Source organism: Serratia sp. 201 (genome assembly GCF_037027545.1).
GTDB lineage: Bacteria > Pseudomonadota > Gammaproteobacteria > Enterobacterales > Enterobacteriaceae > Serratia > Serratia bockelmannii.
This window is the reverse complement of the sequence record NZ_JAXCHC010000003.1, coordinates 543475-562095: the sequence shown is the minus strand read 5'-3', so window position 1 is coordinate 562095 and position 18621 is coordinate 543475. Positions and strand designations below refer to the sequence as shown.

At 60.2% G+C, this 18621-nt stretch carries 16 protein-coding genes; 6 read left to right on the top strand and 10 right to left on the bottom strand.

The window, feature by feature from the left end:
- The first annotated feature begins 154 nt into the window (after positions 1-154).
- On the top strand, positions 155-1882 hold the full coding sequence (locus tag WA302_RS18270; RefSeq protein WP_025304085.1) for an ABC transporter ATP-binding protein/permease: 1728 nt from the start codon (positions 155-157) through the stop codon (positions 1880-1882).
- Positions 1883-1918: 36 nt separating this feature from the next.
- Here the strand turns inward: WA302_RS18270 and agaF are convergent, their stop codons facing one another.
- Genes agaF through agaR form a run of 6 tightly spaced genes read right to left on the bottom strand, consistent with a single transcriptional unit; the run spans position 1919 to position 6599 of the window.
- The gene (agaF, locus tag WA302_RS18265; protein WP_025304086.1) at positions 1919-2353 is read right to left on the bottom strand and encodes a PTS galactosamine/N-acetylgalactosamine transporter subunit IIA; all 435 of its coding nucleotides are present in this window, start codon (positions 2351-2353) and stop codon (positions 1919-1921) included.
- Between the two features lie 10 nt (positions 2354-2363).
- A complete protein-coding gene (locus WA302_RS18260; protein ID WP_025304087.1) occupies positions 2364-3257 on the bottom strand; it encodes a PTS system mannose/fructose/sorbose family transporter subunit IID in 894 nt (297 codons plus the stop codon).
- Positions 3247-4026, bottom strand: coding sequence for a PTS N-acetylgalactosamine transporter subunit IIC (gene agaW / locus WA302_RS18255; protein WP_019455697.1), 780 nt, complete (start codon positions 4024-4026; stop codon positions 3247-3249). The genes WA302_RS18260 and agaW overlap by 11 nt, the downstream gene beginning before the upstream one ends.
- Before the next feature lie 14 nt (positions 4027-4040).
- Positions 4041-4517, bottom strand: a complete 477-nt coding sequence (agaV, locus tag WA302_RS18250; RefSeq protein ID WP_019455696.1) for a PTS N-acetylgalactosamine transporter subunit IIB — start codon at positions 4515-4517, stop codon at positions 4041-4043.
- A 1-nt stretch (position 4518) separates the two neighbouring features.
- The gene (locus WA302_RS18245) at positions 4519-5802 is read right to left on the bottom strand and encodes a D-tagatose-bisphosphate aldolase, class II, non-catalytic subunit (protein WP_336064652.1); all 1284 of its coding nucleotides are present in this window, start codon (positions 5800-5802) and stop codon (positions 4519-4521) included.
- 23 nt (positions 5803-5825) lie between these two features.
- Positions 5826-6599, bottom strand: coding sequence for a transcriptional repressor AgaR (agaR, locus tag WA302_RS18240; protein WP_004931804.1), 774 nt, complete (start codon positions 6597-6599; stop codon positions 5826-5828).
- 503 nt (positions 6600-7102) lie between these two features.
- On the opposite strand from agaR, the gene WA302_RS18235 reads away from it, so the two are divergent.
- Positions 7103-8323, top strand: a complete 1221-nt coding sequence (locus WA302_RS18235) for a CynX/NimT family MFS transporter (RefSeq protein ID WP_142591605.1) — start codon at positions 7103-7105, stop codon at positions 8321-8323.
- 183 nt (positions 8324-8506) lie between these two features.
- On the opposite strand, the gene WA302_RS18230 is transcribed toward WA302_RS18235, so the two are convergent.
- The gene (locus tag WA302_RS18230) at positions 8507-8620 is read right to left on the bottom strand and encodes a YmiA family putative membrane protein (protein ID WP_049232362.1); all 114 of its coding nucleotides are present in this window, start codon (positions 8618-8620) and stop codon (positions 8507-8509) included.
- Positions 8621-9008: 388 nt separating this feature from the next.
- Entirely contained in the window at positions 9009-10661 is a 1653-nt protein-coding gene (locus tag WA302_RS18225) for a multidrug ABC transporter permease/ATP-binding protein (protein ID WP_025304090.1), read from the bottom strand.
- A gap of 178 nt (positions 10662-10839) precedes the next feature.
- Here WA302_RS18225 and WA302_RS18220 point away from each other — a divergent pair, with 178 nt between their 5' ends.
- The 3 genes from WA302_RS18220 (at position 10840) to lldD (ending at position 14849) form a co-directional block, all read left to right on the top strand.
- The gene (locus WA302_RS18220) at positions 10840-11760 is read left to right on the top strand and encodes a LysR family transcriptional regulator (protein WP_049208175.1); all 921 of its coding nucleotides are present in this window, start codon (positions 10840-10842) and stop codon (positions 11758-11760) included.
- A gap of 323 nt (positions 11761-12083) precedes the next feature.
- A complete protein-coding gene (locus WA302_RS18215; protein ID WP_043139775.1) occupies positions 12084-13667 on the top strand; it encodes an L-lactate permease in 1584 nt (527 codons plus the stop codon).
- Between the two features lie 42 nt (positions 13668-13709).
- A complete protein-coding gene (gene lldD, locus WA302_RS18210) occupies positions 13710-14849 on the top strand; it encodes an FMN-dependent L-lactate dehydrogenase LldD (protein WP_025304093.1) in 1140 nt (379 codons plus the stop codon).
- A 1-nt stretch (position 14850) separates the two neighbouring features.
- Here the strand turns inward: lldD and WA302_RS18205 are convergent, their stop codons facing one another.
- Positions 14851-15660 (bottom strand): MoaF C-terminal domain-containing protein, encoded by an 810-nt coding sequence (locus WA302_RS18205; protein ID WP_197837475.1) that lies wholly within the window; start codon positions 15658-15660, stop codon positions 14851-14853.
- A gap of 35 nt (positions 15661-15695) precedes the next feature.
- Positions 15696-16913, bottom strand: coding sequence for an MFS transporter (locus WA302_RS18200; RefSeq protein ID WP_197832460.1), 1218 nt, complete (start codon positions 16911-16913; stop codon positions 15696-15698).
- A gap of 717 nt (positions 16914-17630) precedes the next feature.
- Here WA302_RS18200 and WA302_RS18195 point away from each other — a divergent pair.
- Positions 17631-18548 carry a TIGR03571 family LLM class oxidoreductase gene (locus WA302_RS18195; RefSeq protein ID WP_060448428.1) on the top strand — a complete coding sequence of 306 codons (918 nt, stop codon included), beginning with the start codon at positions 17631-17633 and terminating at the stop codon, positions 18546-18548.
- Positions 18549-18621: the final 73 nt, after the last annotated feature.

The following is an 18621-nucleotide window of genomic DNA, read 5'->3' as shown; positions in this document are numbered from 1 at the left end:
AGTGTATGCCGCAATTGCGCCCAGCTGCACGCTGCCGGCGATTCAGCCGCTTTATTTCAAACGGTTAGCGGAGTTAAAACTGCTTACAGTCACGGTTTGTTTGTTACCGGCCCGCAGCCCATGCTGAACGAAATACCGCAATTATCGAGCCGTTATGAACGCAACCCCCTTGCAGAAACACGCCGTGTGGCAGCTGATCAAACCCTTTTGGGTGTCGGAGGAACGATGGCGCGCCTGGATGATGCTGATCGCCATCGTCATCCTGTCACTCGGCCTGGTCTATATCAGCGTGCTGATCAACCAGTGGAACCAGGTGTTCTACGATGCGTTGCAGAACAAAAACTACCCGGTGTTCAAGGCGCAGCTGTGGCGCTTTACCTATCTGGCGCTGATTTTTATCGTGTTGGCGGTCTACAAGATCTACCTCACCCAGGGGCTCCAGATGCGCTGGCGGCGCTGGATGACGGAAAAGTTCATGGGGAAGTGGTTGGCGCACCAGGCGTATTATCACACCGAGCAGCAACAGATCGTCGATAACCCCGATCAGCGTATCGCGGAAGATCTCAACGTATTGACCCAATATACCCTGTCGCTGTCACTCGGGCTGCTCTCCAGCCTGGTGACGCTGTTTTCCTTTATCGACATTTTATGGCACGTCAGCGGGCCGATGACCTTCGCGCTCGGTCAGCACGCCATCACGCTGTCCGGCTATATGGTGTGGTTCGCGCTGCTGTATGCGGTGCTGGGATCGCTGCTGATCTGGTGGGTCGGCAAACCGCTGGTCATGCTGGGCTTCAACCAGGAACGGTACGAGGCGAACTTCCGTTTCGGCCTGATCCGCATCCGCGAAAACAACGACGCCATCGCGCTGTACCACGGCGAACCGCGCGAGGCACAGCAGCTAGGCGATCGTTTTGACACCATTCGCAGCAACTGGTGGGCAATTATGCGCATCACCCGGCGGCTGAACATTGCCACCAACTTCTACAGCCAGTTCGCCATCGTGTTTCCCCTGCTGGTGGCCGCGCCGCGCTATTTCTCCGGCGCCATTCAGATGGGCGGCCTGATGCAGATCGCCTCGGCCTTCGGTCAGGTACAGGGGGCGCTGTCGTGGTTTATCGACGCGTTTAACGACTTGGCGACCTGGAAAGCCTGCGTTAACCGTTTGGCCGGCTTCAACGCCGCCGTCGATCAGGTTCACCATCAGCCGCGCGGCATTCAGCTGCGGGAAGAGGCCGCCCATCCGTTAACGCTGGATAATCTCAGCCTGAACTTACCCGACGGCCAGCCGCTGCTGGCCGGCGCCAAGATGACGCTGCAACGCGGCGATCGCCTGCTGATCGTCGGCCCTTCCGGCTGCGGCAAATCGACGCTGCTGCGGGCCATCGCCGGCATTTGGCCTTACGGCGCGGGCGCCATCGGGCTGCCGGCCAACGCCAATACCCTGTTCCTGCCGCAGCGCAGCTACATTCCGATCGGCACGCTGCGCGAGGCGCTGAGCTACCCGAGCCAGGCGACACAATACAGCGACGAGCAGCTGATGCGGGTGCTGGAAAACTGCCGCCTGAAGCACCTGCAGCGCTGGCTGGATACCGCCGCCAACTGGAGCCACCGCCTGTCGCCAGGCGAGCAACAGCGGCTGGCGTTCGCCCGCGCCCTGCTGATTCGCCCGAGCATCCTGTTCCTCGACGAAGCCACCAGCGCGCTGGACGACGAAACCGAGCAACTGATGTACTGCCTGCTGGTGGATGAACTGCCGGACGTGACGCTGATCAGCGTGGCGCACCGCAACAGCGTGGCGAAGTACCACCAGACCTGCTGGCGCTTCAGCCGCAGCGAAGATCAACCGGCGCGCCTGGCGCTGAGCCCGCTGCCGGTATAACCCGCAGAGCCGGGCGCTACTGCGCCCGGCGTTCGTTCAGATGCCGTCGGTCTGCACGTCTTCGCACTTCACTCGGCGGCGCTCATGCCACAGGCTGGTCAGGCCCCGTTTGCCGCACGCCAGCGCCACCTCGCGAAACTCATCCAGGCTCAACCCGTCGCGCTCCAGCATCATTTCCGCCGCCAGCTGCATATTGACGCCGGTGAGCACTTCGCAATCGCCCTGCTCATCCGCCAGTTCGCAGGCACTGCGAAACGGCGAACCGCCGAGCATATCGGTCAGGAACACCACGCCGTCCGGCTGCATCACCGCAGCCAGCGCCGAGCGTAGGGCGTCCCTGAGCTGCGCGGTACTCATCTGTTCGGGGAAATCAACCGCCGCGCAGTGCCGCTGCGGCCCCACCACCTGTTCCACCGCCTGCAACAGCCCGGTGGCAAAACCGCCGTGGCCGGTAATCACAATGCCTGGCATCGCTCGCTCCTCACAAAATGCCGATAAATTTGCCCACTACGCCAATCGCTACGGTGACGCCTATCAGCTTCACCGGTGAGAATCCGCGCTTCATCAGGAAGAAAATAAGCAGCGTGAAACACAGCGGCAATAAATTGGGCATCAACTTGTCCAGCACGTCGGTCTGCAAGGCCACACTGGCCTTGCCGGCATGCATTACCAGCGGCGTGGACAGGTGCACATACGACGCCACCAGCGCGCCGATCACCGTCATGCCAACGATCGACGCGGCGTGAGAAATGCGCCGGGTGTGGGTCTTCAGCAGCGCCAGCGCGCTGGTGCCGGCCTGATAGCCGTAGTGCGCCAGCCCAAAACGCAGGCCGAAATGAAACAGGTTGAACAGCAGCAGGAAGACGATAGGCCCGAACAAGCTCCCTTCCAACGCCAGCGAAGCGCCTATCCCGGCACAGATCGGCAGCAGCGTCAGCCAAAATAGCGCGTCGCCGATACCGCCGAGCGGCCCCATCAGCGCCACTTTCACCGCGCGAATGGTGGAGATTTTCTCCTTGTTCTGCTCCATCGCCAGCACCAGGCCGGACAGGAAGGTGACGTCGAACGGGTGCACGTTGATAAATTCCATGTGCATCTTCATCGAGTTGGCCAGATCCTGCGGGTTGCGGTGGATCTTGCGCAGCCCAGGGATCAGCTGATACAGCCAGCCGCCCGCCTGCATGCGTTCATAGTTGAACGACGCCTGCAGCAGCAGCGAACGCCAGGCCATGCGGTTGATGTCGCCGCGCGTCAGCGCCTCGGCGGGCTGGCTGTCCAGATAGTCGTCCTGCTCCACCTGGCTGGTGGCCAGCGCCTGCGCCATGCGCTGCTCGGCCTTTTGCGCCAGCAGATCGTCGGAATCGTTAAATGCCATCTTCGGCGTCCTCCTGCGGAGCGGGCCGGGCGGTCGCCTCTGCCGCGCCGCGTTGCGTGTTGAAGAAATCAATCAAAGCGATCGCCAGGGCGCCCAGCGCCACTGCCAGGATCGGCAGCTTGAGGAACGTGACCGAGATGAAACCGAGGATAAAATAGGCCACGTAGGTTTTTTTCATCATCACCTTCATCAGCAGCGAGAAACCGATCGCCGGCATCATGCCGCCCGCCACCGCCAGCCCGTCCAGCAGCCAGCCCGGCGCTTTCTGCACCATGGCGCTGGCCGCGTCGGCGCCGAAGTAAATCGGTAGGAACGCCACCACGAAATAGAAGATGAACAGGATGCTGATGCCGAGATAGTTCACCCGTTCGATGCCGCGCCAGTTCAGCTCTTTCACCATGCGATCGCAGCGGTGCATCATCGGTGAGAACAGCGTAAACAGCAGCGTGATGCAGCCCTGCACCGCAATCGAGAACGGCACTGCCACGCCGATCGCCACTTTAGGATCGGCCTTGGTCAGAATGGCGAACGCGGTGCCGATCACCCCGCCGATCACCACGTTCGGCGGTTGGGCGCCCGCCAGCGGCACCATCCCCATCCACACCAGCTCCAGCGTCCCGCCCACCAGCAAGCCGGTGTAGACGTCACCCAAAATCAGCCCCACCAGCGGCCCCATCACCACCGGCCGGTGGAAGTGGGTTAGACCGTCGAACAGGTCAACCCCCGCCAATCCGGCCAACAGCGCAATCAATAACGCATCCGTCAACATGCTTCCCCCCAGGCTCAAAAGAGCAATTTGCCGATCGCCTCACCCGCCTCATCCGGCACCCGGCGCACTTCGCACTCCACGCCCAGCGCCGCCAGCGCGCGGAACGCGGCCACGTCGCCGTCGTCCAGCGACACCGTTTTGTGCACCTGCCGCTTCCCCTCGGCGAAGTGCATATTGCCGACGTTGACGAAACGGATCGGCACCCCGCCGCGCACCAGCGTCAACACGTCCTGCGGTGTTTTGCACACCAGAAAAATCTTCTGCCTGTCCGCCGCCTTGTGGATCACGTCGATGGTTTTCTGCAGCGTGAAGTAGCGGGTCTGCACCCCTTCCGCCACCACCATGTCCATCAGGTTCTGCTGCACCGGATCGGCGGCGGCCTCGTCGTTGGCCACCACCACCAGGTTGGCGCCGAGGGTATTGGTCCAGGTCACACCCACCTGGCCGTGCACCAGGCGATTGTCGATGCGGGTCATTAAAATGTTCGGCATGTCAGCGGCCCTCCGGGTAACAGGCGGCATGGTAATCGTCGAGCACCTGCGTCACTTTATGCAGCACCCACTCCTGCGGATCGGCGCTTAATTCGCCGGCGTTCAGCGCCCGCGCCTGATCCGGCAGGTACTGGCTGAGCAGCGCCAGCGGTGCCGGGCTGCGGCGCAGGTTGTCCAGCAACCCGTCGACGGCCTGCTGCACCTGCGGCTGCGGCCAGTAGTAACGCACCCGATCGCTCAGGCTGTAGTGGCGATCGAGAAACTGCTGGTGCGGCGTGCCGTGGTAATAGCGGCTCCACTGCTGCGGCTGCTCGCGCATCACCTGCTCCAGCGTGGCGCACAGCTGCGCCGACTGGCGTTCCCCCAGCCATTCACGCTCGATGCGATCGAGGGCGAACAGCGCTTCGCGCAGCGCGAAGGTCAGCGCCGGCCCCACCTTCAGGATGGCGAAGTGATCGCGCACCAGTTGGCGGTAGGCCTGCGGTGGTTGGTAGTCCGTAGAGTGCGCTTCATAGATCATGCCCGGCTGCCTTTCGATGAAGTGGCTCAATGCGTCGGCGCGCTGCGGTTGGTAATGCTCAACGCTGTGGTGATCGAACTCGACGCCCGGCTGTACCACCAGCGCGATAGTTCGCTGCCAGGCATCGTTCAGCTCGGCTTTTTGCCAGGCGATGCGGTGCGTTTCCAGCGTTTGCGCCACCGCCTGCGGCGTGGTGACCTGCAGACCCGCCAGCGCCTCCTGCGCGCCGCCCGGGACCGGCACTTCGGTGCCGATTACATAGACCGGCGCTTCGCCGCCGCTCTGCGCCCAGGCCCGCTCCGCCACCGCGCACAGGCGCGCCGCACGCTCGGCGACCGTGGCATCCCCCAGGGGCGAGGGATCGCCGGCGCACGACATGGAACAATCGAGGTGAATTTTGCGAAATCCGGCGCGAACGTAATCGTCGATCAAGGTTTCCGCCAGCGCCATCGCCTCCTGAGCCGGGCGATCTTGCCAAGCGTTGGGCCCCAGGTGATCGCCACCCAGCCACACGCGCTCGCGCGCCAGGCCCACTTCATCCGCCAGGCGCCACAGCGCATCGCGGAACTGGGCCGCCGTTTGGCCGGTATAGCCGCCGAATTGATTAACCTGGTTGGACGTCGCCTCCACCAATACCGGCGTGCCGCGCGCTTTGGCCTGCCGCAGCGCGGCCTTCAGAACCCAGGGATGGGCGGAACAGACGGAAAAGATCCCGACCGGCATACCGGCCTTGTGCTGCTCGACAAGCTGTAACAACTGCTGCATGAAGCCCCCATGCAGGCGCCCTGCTACCGATCGGCGATGATGACCTCCACGCCCAGCTCGGTTAACGCCCGCTCGTAATCGTCCGGAAGACGGCTGTCGGTGATCAGCCGATGGATTTGTCCGGCTTCGCGAATCATGCAAAAGCTCTTGCGACCGAATTTGCTGGCATCCGCCACCGCGATAATCTCGCGTGCCACCTCGCACATCACGCGATTGAGGTGCGCCTCACCGGGGTGAGGCGTGGTGATGCCGGCGCTCAGATCGAACCCGTCGACGCCCAAAAACAGTTTGTCGAAGCGGTACTGACGCAATTGCTGCTCGGCAGCCGGACCGTAGAGCGAGTAAGAGTTGCGGCGCACGCTGCCCCCCAGCACCATGACTTCCACCCCGTCGTTTCCCGAAAGCTCGTAGGCAATGTTCAGCGCATTGGTCATCACCACCAGATCGCGCCGCCCCTTCAGGAACGGCACGATCTGCGCGGTGGTGGAACCGGAATCGAGGATCAACGCATCGCCATCGCGCACATAGCCGGCCGCCGCGTTGGCGATCAGCGTTTTGACGTCGCGATTCAACCGCCCTTTGTCCCGCAACGGCCGATCGAAAGCGAATTGCTGATTGAGCATCGCGCCGCCGTAAGCGCGCAGCGCACACCCTTTTCGTTCCAGAAAGCGCAGATCGTTGCGGATCGTCACCGTGGATACCGCAAACTGTTTGCTGAGCTGCTCCACGCGCACGCTGCCGTGCTCGCATAACAGATCGATAATGTGTTCACGTCGCTTTGCGGTATTCACTGGCATGAGCTGCGGTCCTCAGGTTTCCGGCATCGCCGGGGAGAAGATGGCTTTCGCTCTACTGCGCAGGCATTACAGCAAAGCGAAAGCAATGAAATTGTGATCGGGCTTACAGCCCCGTTTTAGCAAAAAAACCGCCAAAAAACCTTTCGAATCGAAACGAATCGAAAAGCAAAAAGTGGAATGGGAGAAAAATGAAATGCCATGACGAGCGCTAACCCCCGGAGCGCTGAGACGTGGGCTGCACGGAAAGCGAAAGCGGCGCATGGTGCGCCCCACGCCATGACTTTTAGTTCACTCAGTGACCAGGATCACATAATGATAATTATCCTGCGGCCGGCGGGGATTAACCGCCACCATCCCGCCGGGCCATCCCCTTGTCAGTACGAGCCATCTTCCCTACACTTGCGATCAGATATCGGCCCCTTGTCGGTACGTAAGCGTTAACGTCAATCAACGCATCACGCCATGCAGCGCTGATTGACTGCATGCCCTGGTGCGAGGAACCCATGCCGCAACCCGCTTCATCCCCAGCGTCCACCGCGACCCCGCGTCGCCGGTTACACCGCCCTATTTTGCTGATCGTCGGCATTATGCTGATCGCGGCCAACCTGCGCGCCGCCCTGACCAGCGTCGGCCCGCTGCTGGAGCAGATCCAGCAACAGCTGGTGTTGTCCGCCACCGCCGCCGGCCTGATCAACTCACTGCCGCTGATCCTGTTCGCCATTCTCTCGCCGCTGACCCCAGCGCTGGCGAAACGCATCGGCATCGAGCGCACCCTGGGCCTGGCCCTCGCGCTGCTGGTCTGCGGTATCGTGCTACGTTCCCTGCCGCAAGACGCCATGCTCTGGCCGGGCAGCGTCCTGATCGGCGCCGCCATCGCCTTCGCCAACGTGGTGCTGCCAACGCTGGTGAAAAGAGATTTCCCACATCGCGCCGCCGCGATGATCGCTGCCTATGCGGCGGTGATGTCACTGGTTGCCGCCATCGCTTCCGGCCTGGCCGTGCCACTGGCCTCCCTGGCCAACCTCGGCTGGCGGTTCTCTTTGCTGTGTTGGGGTTTGCCCGCGCTGCTGGCGCTGTTGGTGTGGCTGCCGCAGCTGCGGCGCTCCGCCACCCCCGTCGCCAAAGAGCCGCAGCCAACAGAGCTGCAACGCTATCGCTCTCCCTGGGGCAGTGCACTGGGTTGGCAAGTAGCGATGTTCATGGGGCTGCAATCGATCGCCTTCTACACCATCATCGGCTGGTTCAGCGCCTTTGCCGCCAGCCACGGCACCTCCGCTCAGCAGGCGGGTTTCGAACTGTTCGTTTACCAGGTGGTGGCAATCGTCGCCAACTTTGTCATGGTGGTGATTTTGCCGCGTGCGCGCGATCAGCGGGCAATAGCGTTGGGCAGCTCGCTGCTGATCTTCATCGGCGTCGGGGGATTATTGGTGCAACCCGCCAGTTCACTGGTGTGGCTGACGTTTGCCGGGTTGGGGGCGGGGAGTTCGCTGGTGCTGGCGCTGTCGTTCTTTGGATTGCGCAGTCAGCATCATCATCAGGCGACGCTGCTGTCGGGTATGGCGCAATCCGTCGGTTATCTGTTAGCGGCGCTGGGGCCCACCCTATTTGGCTTACTGCACGATCTGACGGAAGGCTGGCGCTGGCCGTTGATCGCCCTGCTCTGCCTGACCGTCTTGCAAATGCTGTTCGGCGCGTTGGCCGGCCGCAGCCGCGTGATCAGCTAACGCTGCGGCGCGATGGGGGCCGCGCCGCCTCAGAGTCGGTGTCCTGCCATAAATCTTCAATAAAGGCGCGCTGCTCATCGCTCAGCACCCATGACGGCGGAATTTTGGACGGTGCGCGACGCTCAGCGCCCTCACGGTTTTTAGCCTGCTTTTTGTTCACGAATCGCCTTCCTGCTTAACCTGCTAACTCAGTAACCAGTAAATCACGGCGGCGGTTAACAGCCAGAATAGCCCGCTACCGATAAACACACACAGCCATGCTCTACGTTTGATATCAGATCCATCCTTGCTCACCACAGCGCCCTCAACCAATAGATTAAACCATTCAAACATTAATTATCGATCTGTTTTAACGATCAATAAAGTCGTTTTTTCCTATGGAAATTTAAAAAACAGCTGCTAGCCATAGATCTGCATTACCGCCCTGGTAAGAACGGCACCGTGGATATCACTGTTATCGGCAGGCGATAACTTGAATTGATAGGCGAACGAACGTGCAGTGTGTCATACCTTGAAAGGTCAAAATTAAACCACTGGTAAATAATTCAACTATCAATTATTTGACTGGCCGTAAGCCAAATCGACAACAGACAGCGCTAAAGGCGGGGGATAAAATGAAACGACATACTGGGATCATACGAAGAGAAGCACCGGCCCGCTTTGGTCTCGCCCGGGCCGGCGTGAGTTAACCGATTCTGCTGACGGAATCCCGGCTGGCATGTTCACGCTCGCTGCCGGTCAGCTCACGTAAATGACCCGAGCGCATCTCAAGCAACCGATCGGCGTATTCGAAATAGTGATCGTCATGGCTGATGGCAAACACCGTTTTGCCCAGCGCACGCAGTTCTGGCAATAGTTCACGATAGAAAATGCGCCGGAATTGCGGATCCTGATCCGCGGCCCATTCATCCAACAGCAAGATATCGCGCTGTTCCGCCACCGCCAGCAGCAAAGCCAGACGCTTGCGCTGCCCCTGCGACAGTTGCGGATTGGTCACCCTGGTGCCGTCGAACTGCAGTTTGCTTTTCATATTCAACCGCTCGAGCCAGGCGGCGACCAGCTTCGCATCGGGTTCACCGCCTTCCGGCCCTTGTAAACGATCGAACTGATGAAAATCGGTGAAAATCGCCGAAAATAGCCGGCGGTAGTCCGGCATATCCGCCGCGGTCTGGGCGACGCCATCCAGCACGATGTGGCCGCTCACCGGTCGGTACAATCCGGTCAACAGCATCGCCAGCGTTGACTTTCCGCTGCCGTTGCCGCCGATCAAAAAGACCAGCTCGCCACGCCGCAGCGTCAGATTAAGCGGCCCGACGGCAAAACCGGGCTGCTGTTCCTTATCTGCATAGTGAAAAACCACGTCACGCAGCTCCAGCGTCTGCCAGGAACGGCAGGCGGCGACAGGGAACGCCGGTTGGTACTCGGCCAAGTGCAGCGTCTTCAGCTTGTTGAAGGCGACTTCGGCGCTGACCAGCGTCGGAAACGCCCCCACCGCCTGCAGTAATGGCGTGCGCAAGAACAGCAGCGTCAGGGAATAGGTGGCAGCCACCGCCGAGTCCGCCCATCCCAGGCTGTTAGCCATAAAGAACACCAGCCCAATCGCGCCTAACATCATGATATTTGACCAGTTGAGCGCACTCAAATGGAAGGTATCGGCGCGAATGATATGGTGGCGGTAAGCTTGCGCATCGGGTTGATAGGTCTGTTCGTACAGCGCCTGCGCTCGCTTGCGGTTTAACGTCAGTTCCTTGCGACCGTCAATCACCGATTCGTAATGATGATAGAGACGCTCTTCCGACTCGCGCAAACTGGCCATATGGCGATAAACCCGCGAGACCAGGCAGCCGCTGCCCACCACGGTGACGGCGACCCACACCGCCGTCACCGCCAACATTTTCGGCGATAACCACCCCAGATAGGCCGCCGACCCCAAGGTTAAAATCACCCCTTGCACCAGTTCGGGCAAGCGCACGAAGGCGACGGTGATATTGCGGACATCGCTGGACAGGCTCGCCAACAATGAGGCGCTGCCTAACTGTTCAAGGCGTTCAATATCGGTATCCAGGATGCGCTTCACTAACTGCCCGCGCAGGCGGTAGACGAAGTAATGGCCCAATGTCGTCAGCGCCAATTGCGATCCCAGCGTGACCGCCATCAGCAATGCCAGCAGGGCGAGAAACATTGGCAGTACGGCCAACGCATCGCCGCCGGCGTCCATCAGGTATTGATTGATAAACGCAATAATACCGATGCCTAAGCCGGCGCTGGTCATGGTCAATGCCATAACCGCCAGAAATGGCCAACGATACTGGTGATAAACCACCCGTAGCAGTTCCATGAAAAAACCTCTGAAGTCGCGATCTGGCAGGCATTGTAAGCGGCACGAGAATGAGATCAAGACGAATTCTCATTGCTCGCGCAGCCTCTGATTTCGACGCCAAGGGCATTTTGATGATTGCTTATTGAAACGAGAGACTTACACTGACGCCTCTATCCGCTGAAGGGAACAGCCGATTATGCTCGCCACTCACGAATACGCCAACGACCTGATTCTGTTCGCCCTGATTGTCGACTACGGCTCGTTCAGCAAGGCCGCGGAGAGCGCCGGCATCACCAGTTCGGTGGTCAGTAAACGCATCGGGCGGCTGGAGAAATCCCTGGGCGCCCGGCTGCTGTACCGCACCACGCGCAGCCTGACGCTGACCGAAAGCGGCCAGGCGCTCTACCAACAGGCCAAAGAGATCGGCGCCAAAGTGCAGGAGGCACTGTACGCCGTCAGCGAAAAAAGCGAAGAATTAACCGGTACCATCCGCATGTCGGTGCCGACCATTTCGGGCGAGCTGCTGCTGAGCGAGAGCGTGGCGGAGTTTTGCGCACTGCATCCCAGTCTAAAGGTCGAAATGCGGCTGGAAAACCGCTTCGTCGATCTGGTGGAAGAAGGCATCGATCTGGCGATCCGTACCGGCACTATGCCAGATTCGAGCCTGATTGCCCGGCCGATCTTCGATTCCCGCTGGGTGATCGTCTGCTCGCCGGGCTATTTGGAAAGCCACCCGGAACCACGCAGCGCCGAAGACCTGCTCGGCCACAATTGCCTGACCTACACCTACCAGGAGAGCGGCACCGCCAACTGGCTGATGAAACGGCCGGGGCGCAACGAAATCTACGAGCTGCAGGTTAACGGCAACCTGTCGGCCAACAATGCGCGGGCGATCCGCAAAGCGGTGATCGGCGGCCACGGCATCGCCATGGTGCCGCGCTGCATGGTGTATGAAGATTTGCAGGACGGCAAACTGACGGAGATCCTGGCCGGCCACTGCGGCAAGGTATTGGGCATTTACGCCGTCTATCCTTACACCCGCAATCTGCCGTTAAAAACTCGCCTGCTGATCGAACATATCATCGGTTCCTACCAAAATATCAGCCATTATTTTTGAGTTTTCCTCTCGGATTATTTCCCCGCTACCGCAAAAGCCCGCGGGGATTACGGCATTTTTGGACATAATCTATTGAACATTAGCGCCTAATTAATGTGAGCTCGCGCACTCATCACACAGCAAAGATACCTATCACACTGATTTTAAATCAATTAATTTAACCCCTTCTACCGGCGATTTTCTCACCGCCGACGCCGTTCGCCGATGTTAAAAAATTACCGCATGGCATCGTCACCAACGTTGTGATTAGAATGAAAATGTTGCGGTAATTAACCTTTCAGCTACATATCTCTGCCCATAAAAATAATAACCCTGAGGATCTTATGCCCCTGCTTTTTAGTATTGCGCCCATCGTCCTACTGATTTGGATGATGACCAAAAGGAATGGCGTGCCCTCTTACCTCGCCCTGCCGCTGACGGCCGCCGCGGTGTATGCCGTACAGCTCCTGTGGTTCGATGCCTCGCTGCGGCTGCTGCATGCGAATATCATCACCGCGCTGGTGTCGACGCTGACGCCGATCACCATCATCGCCGGCGCCATCCTGCTCAACAAACTGATGCAGGTAAGCGGCGCGGAAAACGTGGTGCGGCGCTGGCTGGAAACCATCAGCCCCAATCCCGTGGCTCAGCTGATGATTATCGGCTGGGCATTCGCCTTTATGATCGAGGGTGCCAGCGGCTTCGGCACCCCGGCCGCCATCGCCGCGCCGATTCTGGTCGGGCTGGGCTTCAACCCGCTGCGCGTCGCCCTGCTGACGCTGGTAATGAACTCGGTACCGGTCTCCTTCGGCGCCGTGGGCACCCCCACCTGGTTCGGCTTTGCCAATCTCGGCCTGTCGGACGCCAGCCTGCTGGAGATCGGCCGGCAAACCGCGCTGATCCACTTCATCGCCGGCTTCGTCATTCCTCTGCTGGCGCTGCGCTTTATCGTTTCCTGGCAGGATATCCGCCGTAACCTGCCGTTTATCCTGCTCAGCGTGCTGAGCTGCACCCTGCCCTATCTGCTGCTGGCCCAGGTGAACTATGAGTTCCCGGCGCTGGTCGGCGGCGCCATCGGCCTGGCGCTCTCGGTGCTGCTGGCACGCGGCGGCATCGGTCTCGCCCGCAGCGACAAACTGCAGAACGCCGGGCAGGCGGTGCCGTTCTTGCAGGTGGTCAAGGCCATGACCCCGACCCTGCTACTGATTGCTATTCTGATAGTGACGCGCGTGCATCAGTTGGGCCTGAAGGCGCTGCTCAACAACACCACGCTGCTGTGGCAGGAAAACCTCGGCTGGCTCGGGGAGCTGCGCATTAGCCAGGCGCTGATCGTCGAACTGCAGCAGGTACTGGGCACCTCCGCCGCCGCCGGCTACAAAACGCTGTATGTCCCGGCGCTGATCCCGTTCCTGTTGGTGGTGGTGCTGTGTATTCCGCTGTTCCGTCTGAATGGCGGCCAGGTGCGGCAAATGTTCAGCGAAACCGGCGGGCGCATCGCGCGGCCCTTTATCGCGCTTTTCGGCGCGCTGGTGATGGTCAACCTGATGATGCAGGGCGGCGACAACGCGCCGGTGATCCTGATCGGGAAAGCGTTGGCGGCGCTGACCGGCGAGAGCTGGCTGCTGTTCTCTTCGTTCCTCGGTGCGCTGGGCTCGTTCTTCTCCGGTTCCAATACCGTTTCGAACCTGACGTTCGGCGGCATTCAGCAATCGATCGCCCAGAGCAGCGGCCTTGACGTCAATCTGACGCTGGCCCTGCAGTCCGTCGGCGGCGCCATGGGCAACATGGTGTGCCTGAACAACATTATCGCGGTCTGTTCGATCCTCGGGATCGGTAACGCCGAAGGCAAAATCATCAGAAAGACCGTGCTGCCGATGCTGGCGTACGGCGGGATTGCGGCCGGTATGGCAGCGATCCTCACGCTCTGACTGAACACTCGTTATCGCAAGCAAGACAAGAAGGTAAACACTATGATCATCTCCGCGTCAACCGACTACCGGGCCGCCGCCCAGGCCAAACTGCCGCCGTTTCTGTTTCACTACATCGACGGCGGGGCCTACGCGGAGCATACGCTGAAGCGCAATACCGCAGATCTGGCCGATATTGCCCTGCGCCAGCGCGTGCTGCGCAATATGTCCGAACTCAGCCTGGAGACCACGCTGTTCGGCGAGCAGCTGGCGATGCCGGTAGCGCTGGGGCCGGTGGGGCTGACCGGCATGTACGCCCGCCGCGGCGAAGTGCAGGCCGCGCGTGCCGCGGCCAAAAAAGGCATTCCGTTCACGCTGTCCACCGTGTCGGTCTGCCCGATCGAAGAGGTAGCGCCGGCGATCGATCGGCCGATGTGGTTCCAGCTCTACGTGCTGAAAGATCGCGGCTTTATGCGCAACGCACTGGAGCGCGCCAAGGCCGCCGGCGTGAAAACGCTGGTGTTTACCGTCGACATGCCGGTGCCCGGCGCCCGTTACCGCGACGCCCACTCGGGGATGAGCGGCCCTAACGCCGCCCTGCGCCGCGTGCTGCAGGCGTTTACCCATCCGCAGTGGGCCTGGGATGTCGGCCTGTTCGGCAAGCCGCACGATCTGGGCAACGTCTCGGCCTACCGCGGCAAACCGACCAGCCTGGAAGACTACATCGGCTGGCTGGGCGCCAACTTCGATCCGTCGATTTCCTGGAAAGATCTGGAGTGGATCCGCGAATTCTGGGACGGCCCGATGATCATCAAAGGCATTCTGGATCCGGAAGACGCCAAAGACGCGGTGCGCTTCGGCGCCGACGGCATCATCGTCTCCAACCACGGCGGCCGCCAGCTGGACGGCGTGCTGTCGACCGCGCGCGCCATGCCGGCGATCGCCGACGCAGTGAAAGGCGACATTACCCTGTTGGCCGACTCCGGCATCCGCAGCGGCCTGGACGTGGTGCGCATGATCGCGCTGGGCGCCGACAGCGTGCTGCTGGGGCGCGCCTTCGTCTATGCGCTGGCGGCGGCGGGCGAAGCCGGGGTGGCCAACTTGCTGGATCTGATCGACAAGGAAATGCGCGTCGCTATGACGCTCACCGGCGCGAAATCCATCACGGAGATCAACGCCGGATCGCTGGTCAGAAACGCCTGACTCACAGCGGCTGCACGCCCTCCGGGTAGGGGTTGTAGCTCATCTTGCTGATGAAGGCCCCGGCCGGTGACACCAACACTCGGCCGGCGGCGTCCAACCCGAGGAAGGTGCCGGTGCAGCGCCCGGAGATAAAGTCGAAGAAGAACACCGAGCACACCGGGATAATCTTTTCCCGGAAGGTGAACAGGAACATCTCGTCCTCAAACTTGTAGTAAGTGGCGTAATCCATGTCGCCGTGCCCGAACTGCTCGCCGCGCAGGTTTTGCCAGGCGTAGCGCTCGGTGTTGACGTAGAAGTGCTCGTAGTAATGGTTGGGGCTGTAGACGTTCAGCGTGCGATAGCCGATCAGCTCGCGGGTCAAATGCGGTGCGATGCCGCCCGGCGTGACGCCTGCAATCAGCCCAACGTGGAAGCTTTGCTTGAGGCGAGACCCCTTTTCTACCGCATGTTCAGGCAGCAGCGTGCTGCGCACCAGCAGCGCCCGGCCGCTGTCGCGGTTGAGCACCAGCGTCAGGCATTCGTTGCCCGGCGACTGCAGCGGAATATTGAAGAAATAGCGTGCGGCGGAGGTTTGCACCTCTTCGTAAGCGTCCTCGCCGCTCTCCCCGCCCCAGGCCCAGAGCACCCGCTGCCGATCGGCGCTGAAACGCAGCGTGATGTCCCCGCCGTCTTCAAAGGCGATCTGCAACGTTTTGCCGCGCCAGTCCTGGGTGCCCGGCAGCCGGTTGGTGTCGATGCCGCGTGCGAAATCGTCGTAATTCTTCCAGTCCGGTTCGGCATTTTGATTCAGTACGGATTGTTCTGCTGACATCTTCGCTCTCCTTGATTGAATGGGATAAAACCGTCTTACACGTCGGCAACGCTCGCCGGTTTCACCGTTCTGCGGCTCACCACCGCGGGTGCAGTTTCATCGAGAAAACAGCTCAGTACGCCGGCGCAGACCGCGCCGGCAGCCGCCAGCCACATCACGCTGACCAGGCCATAGCGATCGGCGATCAGCCCGGCGATAAACGGCGCCAGGCAGCCGCCAATCACCTCGCCGATCCCCATCACCAGCCCCAACGCGGTGGCGATGCGTGCCGGCGACACCGTTTCCGACGGGATAGTGGCCATAAACAGCGTGAAGCAGCCGAGGCCGGTATAAGACAGGAACACCAGCACGCCCAGCAGCCACGGGTTGGCGACGTAGCTCAGGAACAGCGGGCAGCACACCGCCAGCAGCGAAAAGAAAATCAGCGTCGGTTTGCGCCCGAGGCGATCGGAGATCGCCGGTACCGCCACGCCCCAGAAGACCCAGGCGGCGCCGATGGCGCTCATGATGCCGCCCATCGTGCCTTCACCGAAGCCACGGTCGGTCACCAAAAAGTTAGGGGTGAAGGTAATGATGATCATGAACCAGGTGACGAACACGCAGGAAATCAGAATGCACAGCGCCACGTTCTTGATTTTGAACAGCTCGCCGTAAGCGGCTTTGCCCGCCGCCTTACCGGTCGCCGGCGCGGCGATAAAGGCGGGATCTTTTTTGCCGTTCACATGGCGATAGATCAACCACGCCAGAATGATGCCCGGCACGGCGGTCAGGTGAAACGCCATGCTCCAGCCCCACTTCTGCGCCAGATAGATGATCAGCGGCGGCGCGATAATGCCGCCCAGCAGCCCCGGCGCCGCGCCCTGGATCAATCCCATGTTGAAACCGCGGCGCTGCGGCTGCGATTTTTCCACCATCAACGATTGCGCGATCGGCAAAACCGGCCCTTCGGCGATCCCCATGAGCGCCCGGAAGATCAATAGCATGGCAAACCCGCTGACCAATCCCGACAACGCGGAGAACAGCGAAAACACCAGGATCGACAGGATCAGCATCGGTTTGCGGATATTAAAGCGATCGGCTATCGCCCCCAGCCCCGCGCCAGACAGCGCCCAAGTCAATGCCAGCACCGCCGACAGCGTGCCGAGATGCACGTTGCTGAGCTTGAGGTCGGCGGCAATCATCGGAAACAGAAACGAGATGGTCAGACGATCGACGAACACGCAGCCGAAGACGAAAAATAAAATAATCAGCAACCGGTTCTCTTCACTTAATGCGCGGCGAGGCCCTGGCGATGTATTCATAGCGTCATTTGTCCATAAGTTAACTTATGAATGGCGACCCGCCATGGCATAAGTGTATTAAGCGCTCGGCCAAGAGAGACATTGGCCCTCCGTCACGACAACAACTCATTAACATATTAATGACATAAAATTATCGCAAGCCGGCGGTCTGTCAACCGGCGCTTTCTTAGAGACGAATGAAGTTTTTATCCGGTACTATTTTAAAATAGAATTATCACAATCAGATATTTTATCACTTTGTTTTTACAGACAATAAAATAATAACGGGTATTTTCCCGCGGTTAAAAATGCCTATTTTCACGCCATCTGTGAATAATCTCACCATTAACTCTTCAGGTTTATTAATTTGTTATCCCCTTTCAGTTAACGATAGGCAGCATTCGGATTCGTTTTTATCTATTGAATCATTTCGTTTTATTTCATGACCGCACAACAAAATAACTCTTACGAGGGAAAGGCTATTGGCAGGGTTACATCATTTAATCTGGACAATAACAAAAGCGCAGAGCGTGACGTAAATCACGGCAATCATGCCGTATCCTGCAAAGTAATTATGCTCGCAACAGCAATTATCTATTGCGATTAGGGCTGTTTATCTCAATTAAGCGCCATGCAACACTTCGTGCCATCGTTCGACACCGCGCCGCAAGGCCAGAGACGGAGTGACACATGAGCATCGAAAAACTAACCCGGGAGCCGCTTTCCATCGGTATTGAGCTGCCGTTGGACAATGATTGGTCCACCAGCGGGCAGCTGAAACGCCAGCAGGATGGGCGACCGTTCGGCGTGCCGGACATGAGCGAACACGCTGCGCGCATCAAGCTGGCCGATGAGCTCGGCTTTCGCGCCGCCTGGGTTCGCGACGTGCCGCTGTACGATCCGGACTTCGGCGACGCCGCGCAGGTGTTTGAGACCTTTACCTACCTCGGCTACCTGTCCAGCCTGACGCGCAATATTCTGCTGGGCACCGCGGCCGTGGTGCTGCCGCTGCGCCAGCCGTGGCTGGTACGCAAAGCGGCTTCCACGCTGCAAACGCTGAGCGGCGATCGTCTGCTGCTCGGCGTCGCCAGCGGCGATCGCCCTGTGGAATACCCGCTGTTCGGCGCCGATTACGCCGCGCGCGGTGAACGCTTTCGCACCAGCGTCGGCATTCTCAAAGGGGAAGCCGACAGCGCGCTCCAGCCTGGATTGCGCCTGCTGCCGGCCACGCCGCCGCCGCCGCTGCTGGTCGCCGGGCTGGCGCAACAAACGCCTGAGTGGGTGGGAAAAGATATGGATGGCTGGCTGTCGTATCCCGGCACGCCTGCGGACCACGTTTCGCGGGTCAAACTCTGGCGTAACGTGGCCGGTGACAAACCCTACGTCAGCTTTATTCATCTCGACCTCACAGATAACGCCGACGCGCCGATTCAGCGCCATCGCTTCGGCATCAAGAGCGGCCGCAATGGGTTGATTCAGGAACTGAGCGCCATGCGTGACGCCGGGGTCAACCACATCGGCCTGCATTTCCGCCGCAACCAGCGGCCGCTGGAAGAGACGATGCAGGAGATCGGCCAACTGGTGTTACCGGAATTCCATCGCGCCTGACGCCCGCTTTAGCCCGCTATTCCGACCTGAGCTGGTCTTTGCCCCGTTACCGGGGCTTTTTTATTTCCGCCGC